Below are 6,421 nucleotides of genomic sequence, written 5' to 3'. Positions count from 1 at the left end.
TATAAGGAGCGCCATTTGATCGAATGCTTCTTTGGCAAAATCAAACACTTCCGAAGAATCTTTGCCCGCTTCGAAAAATTGCAGCGTAACTTCATGGGCTTTCTTCGCTTCGTCTCAGCACTCATCTGGTTGCGTTGAAATGTCAACAGAACCAACGCGTTCGGCCGAAGATCCACCTACGCAGGACACATGACCCGAGCCTTAGGGCCGAGAACGATGTCGTGATAACCTCTGCGCTATTGGCGGTACAGCGGATGCCCCGATCATGACCTCGCCACGGTTCGACATGTATTACCGTTATCCTGAACTGAGCCGTCTGCTTCAGGATTTCGCAACGCAGTATCCCCATCTCGTGCGCCTTAACAGCATGGGCCAGAGCCATGAGGGGCGCGAGCTCTGGTTGGTGACGGTGACGAACTTTGCCACCGGCGAGGACACGGACAAGCCCGCCCTCTACCTCGATGGCAATCTCCATGCGACCGAAGTGGCCGGTTCCATGGCCTGCCTTTACCTGCTGCACCGATTGGTCCACGACTACGGCACGGATGCCGAAATCACGCGGTGCCTCGACACGCGCGTCTTCTACATTTGCCCCCGCCTCAATCCGGATGGTGCCGAATGGGCCTTGGCGGACACGCCCCGCTTCATTCGCTCGAGCACGCGCCCTTACCCGGATGAGGAGCGGCCGATCGGCGGCTTGCGACGCGAAGATATCGACGGCGACGGACGCGTGCTGAGCATGCGGATCGCCGATCCGACCGGTCCCTGGAAGCTCAGCGCACAGGACCCGCGCTTACTGGTAAGGCGCGACCCTAGCGAGACCGGCGGCGCGTATTTTCGCCTGTTGCCGGAAGGGGTCATCGACGATTACGACGGTTTCACCCTGAGCCTTCAGCCGCCGCGGGAACGGTTGGATCTGAACCGGAACTACCCCGCGAACTGGCGGCAGGAGCATGAACAGCCCGGCGCCGGCCCCTTCCCCACCTCCGAGCCGGAAGTCCGGGCCGCCGTCCGCTTCGTCAGCGACCATCGCAACATTACCGGGGCCATCACCTTCCATACCTGGAGCGGCGTCCTGCTCCGGCCCTATTCGCACCGGGCGGACGATACCTTGTCGGCGGAGGATTTGTGGACCTACCGCAAGATCGGCGAGCAGGGCACCGCACTGACCGGTTACCCGAACCTTTCGGTGTTTCACGACTTTCGCTACCACCCCAAGGCAGTGATCACCGGGACCTTCGACGATTGGGTGTTCGACCACCTCGGCTGTTTTGCCTGGACCGTCGAGCTGTGGAGCCCGCAGCGGGAGGCGGGGATCGCCGACGCCAAGTTCATCGAGTGGTACCGCGAACACCCGATCGAGGACGATCTCAAGCTCTTGCAATGGAACGATGACGTCCTCGGCGGTCAGGCTTTCGTCGACTGGTATCCTTACGACCATCCCCAACTCGGCCGGGTCGAGCTCGGCGGCTGGGACACCCTGTACTCTTGGACCAACCCGCCCCATGCGGTGCTGGAGCGGGAGATCGCCAAGTTCCCACGCTGGCTGGTCTGGCATCTGCTGATTTCGCCGAAGCTCGAGTTGCTCGATGCTCTGGCCACGCCGTTGGGCGAGGACACCTGGCGCATCACGCTCGTGGTCCAAAACACCGGCTGGTTGCCGACCTATATCACCAAGCGGGCCTTGACCCACCAGCTGACGCCTGGGGTGGTCTGCGACATCCAGTTCCCGGAACAAGCGACGCTTCTGATCGGGAAAGCCCGCGAAACCCTGGGGCACCTCGAAGGCCGCGCTTATACGCCCATCACCCCGGTGGTTTGGGGATGGGGCGGGGATGCGACCGACCAGCGGGTCAAAGTGGAGTGGGTGTTACGGGCGCCGCCCGGAACCGCCGTGCACTTATTGGCGCGCCAGGAACGCGCCGGTACGGTGCGTTGCGAGGTGATCCTCGGAGAAGCATAGCTCCGAGCATTCTTCCGCGATCCCGGAGGCAGGATCAATCCGACATGTCTTTGATACAAGACAAGGAAGATTTCAGCCGCCCACATTATCTAAGGCACTAATTCATTATCAAAACTTGATGCCGTCCTCTATTCACGAGCTGCCCGAGTTGACCGCTAAAGGAGGAGTTATGTCCGAACCGAAATCCATTGCCGCCACGATCGAAACCGTCGTGCCCGGAGTATGGCGCTGGTCGGTGCAGGATGATCGCATCGGTTACGAGAGCGACGCGCATGCCATCGCGTCCGGCGATCGCATCGTCCTCATCGATCCGTTACGCCTCGAGACAACCGTCCTCGAGCGCTTGGGACCGGTGGAGGCGATCTGCCTCACCGCCGCCTGTCACCAAAGGGCCGCCTGGCATTATCGCCGTCATTTGGGGGCGAAGGTCTACGCGCCGGCCGACACGCGGGCGATGGACGAGGAACCGGATGTGCGCTACCGGGCGGGCGATGTGCTGCCGGGTGGCCTTCGGCCGATCCACACACCGGGACCCGAAGCCGCGCATTACGCTTTCTGGTTACCCCAGCCGCCCGGCGTCTTGTTTTGCCCGGATCTTCTGTCGCATGGGGCGGGCGAGGCGTTGGCCTTCATGCCGGCCGAGTATCACGAGGACCCGGCGCTGACCCGGCAGAGTGTACGGGCTTTGCTGGACCTGGAGTTCGCGGTGCTCTGCTTCGACCACGGCGTGCCGCTGCTCGACGAGCCCAAGGCGGCATTGCGGGCGTTGCTCGCCCAGGACGCCGGGGCCGCCAACCGCTGACCGCCCTTCTCCGACGCCTTAATTCCGGATTAGCCTCGACAGATGCTCAGCCAGGGTGGCTTGAGCATTTGGATAAGATCAATTAAGGTCGTCTGGCCGATAAACAGGAACGCCAGGGTCAGCCGCGCCGTTCTGAATCACCTTGAGACCTCTTCTTGTATGACTCCCGGATTGGGAAGAATGGAAACAGCCTCACGTCATCTTGGACAGCACGCCATTGTCATTGGCGGCAGCATTGCCGGCCTGCTGAGTGCACGGATCTTGGCGGAATTTTTCGAACGGGTCACCTTGCTGGAGAGGGACGAACTCCATGAACCGCTGGCGACGAGACGATCCGTGCCCCAGGGCCATCACGCTCACTTTCTGCTCAAAGGCGGCGAGCAGATCATGGAAAAGCTGTTTCCAGGGCTCGTGCAAGACCTGGTCGACCTCGGTTCCGTGCCGGTCCGCGCCGGACTGGATATCATCGTCTCCGGCTTGTTCGACCAGCCCCGAAGAGACCTCGGGATCACCTGCCACTGTCAGACGCGCGGTCTTCTGGAACATGCCTTGCGCCGACGATTGGACGAGCAGCGCAATGTCGAGACACGCTGGGGTTGTTCAGCGACGGCCCTGTCGACCGACACGCCTAAGCGTCACGTCTTGGGCGTGACGTATCGAGATCATCAGGTGGGCACGGAGAATTCGCTAAGTGCAGACTTGATCATCGAGGCGGGCGGTCGCGGCGCCCTCACGCGACGCTGGCTGGAAGACCTCGGTCTGGGTTCGCCGCCCACGGTGGAAATCGGCGTTGATCTGGGTTACACCACCGGCATTTTCGAGATACCCGAGGATCCCGCGCGCGACTGGAAAGGTCTTGTGGTCGCGGGTAAGCCGCCGGAAGACGGCCGGGGGGCACTGGTTCTGCCTATCGAGGGCGACCGCTGGATCGTCACCTTGGGGGCGCGGTTTGGCCACTACCCACCGAAGGAGTACGAAGGCTTCATCGCTTTCACCCAATCCCTGCCCGACACCGCCATCTATACTGCCATCAAAGACGCCAAGTTGGTCTCCGATATCCACCAGTATCGATTTCCAACCAGTGTGTGGCGACGTTACGAGGCTATGGAGGCGTTTCCCGAAAGGCTGATTCCGCTGGGCGATACTTTGTGCAGCTTCAACCCCTTGTTTGGGCAAGGCATGACGTCAGCCGCCTTGCAGGTAGAAAGCCTCCGCGCTGCGCTCCTCGGTCGAATCGATCAGAGCGATCCTCTGAACGGCCTCAGTCGTGACGTTCTTCGAAGAGCCGCGGCCATTGTAGCCAACCCCTGGATGCAGGCCGCCGAGCAAGATTTTCAGTACCGGGAGACACGGGGCGAACGACCGCCCCCGGATGAGACGGCAAGCCGTTACATGCGGCACCTTGCCGGGGTGATACACGAGGATATCGAGGTACAGAGACAGTTTCATCGCGTGCTGCATCTCCTGAACCATCCCAAGACCTTGCGCGAGGAGCCGATCTGCTCCAAGGTCGCCGTCCACATGCGGGAGCATCCCGATGGCTGATCGCCGGCCGGCGATCGTTTAGAGGGTATGTGGGAAGCGTCATCCCCCCACTGGCATCACCGCTATGCGGTGGTCAACGGAATGCGGCTGCACTGGGTCGAAGCCGGAACCGGGCCGCTCGTCGTGTTGCTGCATGGATTCCCGGAATTCTGGTATGCATGGCGTCACCAAATCCCGGCACTGGCGAAGGCGGGTTTTCGTGTGATCGCCCTGGATCTTCGCGGCTACAACGAGTCTGAGAAACCCGTTGGAATCAGGCGTTATCGCGTAGAAACCCTGGCGGACGACGTGCTCGCCATCATTCACGCGCTGGGCCAAGAGCGGTGCGCGGTGGTCGGCCATGATTGGGGCGGCGCCATCGCCTGGTATCTGGCCATGCGCCATCCGGAGGCCGTAGAGAATTTGATCGTCTTGAATGCCCCGCATCCGGAACGTTTTTTCCAGGAATTACGAACACTGGCGCAGTTGCGGAAGTCCTGGTACGTGTTCTTCTTCCAGTTCCCGTGGCTACCCGAAAGGCTCTTTCGAGCGGGCGACTATGCCCGGTTAGGCCATCTATTGCGGACCGAGCCGGTCCGGCGCGATGCATTCACCGAGGCCGATATTCGGTGCTACCAAGAGGCCCTGGCGCAACCGGGTGCGCTGACCGCCGCCCTCAACTACTATCGTGCGCTGTTTACCCGCAACCTTCTCCAACTCCGGCGGCAGATTCGCCCGATTCACGCACCGACGCTGTTGATCTGGGGTGAGCAAGACCGCTATCTCGGTGTCGGCCTGACCCAAGGTTTGGAGCGATGGGTCCCGGATATCCAGATCGAACGCATTCCCGAGGCAAGTCACTGGGTTCAGGCGGATGCGCCCGAACATGTCAACTCATTGATCATCGGCTTTCTTCGAAAACGCCCACATGGCATGCGGCGGGGTTGACGTCGTCTCCGGGAGATTTGTTGACACGCGTAAAGTAAATGATGTCCTCTTAATCTAACCGTGCCCTCGAAGAGACCGAAGTAAGCGTAGTCGGTACGACTCGCCATTAAGCACACTCTACGAGTCTTTGTTAAAAATAAGGACACGTTTAAAGGGCGTGCCCGGTGAATGACATCGCTGCGGCTTTATAAGGCACTGTAAATGGCGCGGGCCATACGCGAAGACTATGCCCCCGCCCGAGTAACAGCTATTCCGGGCAAGGCGCGGGATTCCTTCTCTTCCCATCAGTTAGGATAAGCGGATGCAGAACCACCTGGAGAATGTTGCCGTAAAGCGTGTCATGGTTGGGACTGACCGATCCGAAACGGCCGAGCAGGCCGTTCGTTGGGCCGCCGCGTTTGCCGAACGGTATGGGGCGGAGCTCTTCGTCGTTCAGGTAATTCAACCACAAAACCCCGCGTCCACCGAGTTCGGAGCGGCCGAAAGAACCCGAGCCGCTGCGGCGAACGATGAACTCACGAGCCATGCGCGGCAACTCGCCGGGGAGCGCGGTCGTGCCTCCGTCGTCCTCGATGCCGATCCGGCGATGGCGATGGTTCGGGCCGCCGAGCAAGAGGCGATCGACGTCCTCGTGGTCGGCAACTCGGGCATGGCGGGACGGAAGGAGTTCCTGCTGGGCAACGTACCCAACCGGATCAGTCACAATGCGCGCTGCACCGTGATTATTGTGAACACGTTACCGTCTGGCGATCACACACCCGGCCCGACGCGGACCGCCGTCGCTAATGCCGAGCTCCCGCCCATCGAGCGCCGGCAGGCCAAGCGTTTGCGCGCCGCCCTTGAGGAGCTAGGCCCCACCTTCTCGAAACTCGGGCAAATCTTGTCGACGCGCCCGGACCTCCTGCCGGCCGAGTACATCGAGGAACTCGCGATGCTGCAGGACAATGTGCCGCCGATGCCCGAGCGCGACGTCGTTCGGGTCTCGGAGCATGAACTGGGTGTGCCTTGGGAGGATGTTTTCGAATCCGTCGATCCGTCCCCCCTAGAGCATTTTCATATCTAGTGAAAGGAAACCAAGGGATCGGGAAGCGGTCTGATGAGTATTTGCGAAATGAGGAGCGGTGATGGCGAAAGCCTATTCGATCGATCTCCGGGAGCGCGTGATCGGCGCCTGTGATGAGGGA

The 6,421-nt window shown here is 61.0% G+C and carries 5 protein-coding genes and 1 pseudogene; all 6 read left to right on the top strand.

Features of this window, described 5'->3' with window-relative positions; all coding sequences use genetic code 11:
- Positions 1-138: pseudogene (locus VEB01_RS19550) on the top strand (IS5-like element ISSoc13 family transposase); the annotation flags it as partial.
- Positions 139-265: 127 nt separating this feature from the next.
- Positions 266-1,963 (top strand): M14 family metallopeptidase, encoded by a 1,698-nt coding sequence (locus tag VEB01_RS19545; RefSeq protein WP_324878406.1) that lies wholly within the window; start codon positions 266-268, stop codon positions 1,961-1,963.
- Between the two features lie 118 nt (positions 1,964-2,081).
- Entirely contained in the window at positions 2,082-2,765 is a 684-nt protein-coding gene (locus VEB01_RS19540; RefSeq protein WP_324878404.1) for an MBL fold metallo-hydrolase, read from the top strand.
- Between the two features lie 180 nt (positions 2,766-2,945).
- Positions 2,946-4,310 carry an FAD-dependent oxidoreductase gene (locus tag VEB01_RS19535; RefSeq protein WP_324878402.1) on the top strand — a complete coding sequence of 455 codons (1,365 nt, stop codon included), beginning with the start codon at positions 2,946-2,948 and terminating at the stop codon, positions 4,308-4,310.
- 27 nt (positions 4,311-4,337) lie between these two features.
- Positions 4,338-5,237 carry an alpha/beta fold hydrolase gene (locus tag VEB01_RS19530; RefSeq protein ID WP_324878400.1) on the top strand — a complete coding sequence of 300 codons (900 nt, stop codon included), beginning with the start codon at positions 4,338-4,340 and terminating at the stop codon, positions 5,235-5,237.
- A gap of 301 nt (positions 5,238-5,538) precedes the next feature.
- Positions 5,539-6,300, top strand: a complete 762-nt coding sequence (locus VEB01_RS19525) for a universal stress protein (protein WP_324878399.1) — start codon at positions 5,539-5,541, stop codon at positions 6,298-6,300.
- The last annotated feature ends 121 nt before the right edge of the window (positions 6,301-6,421 follow it).

This window comes from Methylocaldum sp. (assembly GCF_035627495.1).
Lineage (GTDB): Bacteria > Pseudomonadota > Gammaproteobacteria > Methylococcales > Methylococcaceae > Methylocaldum.
The sequence above is the reverse complement of the archived record's forward strand: the minus strand, read 5'-3'. Positions and strand labels throughout refer to the sequence as shown.

Excerpts from the sequence above, each read along its gene's own strand:
- VEB01_RS19545 (WP_324878406.1), top strand. The coding sequence starts at position 266 with ATGACCTCGCCACGGTTCGACATGTATTACCGTTATCCTGAACTGAGC.
- VEB01_RS19540 (WP_324878404.1), top strand. The coding sequence starts at position 2,082 with ATGCCGTCCTCTATTCACGAGCTGCCCGAGTTGACCGCTAAAGGAGGA.
- VEB01_RS19535 (WP_324878402.1), top strand. The coding sequence starts at position 2,946 with ATGGAAACAGCCTCACGTCATCTTGGACAGCACGCCATTGTCATTGGC.
- VEB01_RS19530 (WP_324878400.1), top strand. The coding sequence starts at position 4,338 with ATGTGGGAAGCGTCATCCCCCCACTGGCATCACCGCTATGCGGTGGTC.
- VEB01_RS19525 (WP_324878399.1), top strand. The coding sequence starts at position 5,539 with ATGCAGAACCACCTGGAGAATGTTGCCGTAAAGCGTGTCATGGTTGGG.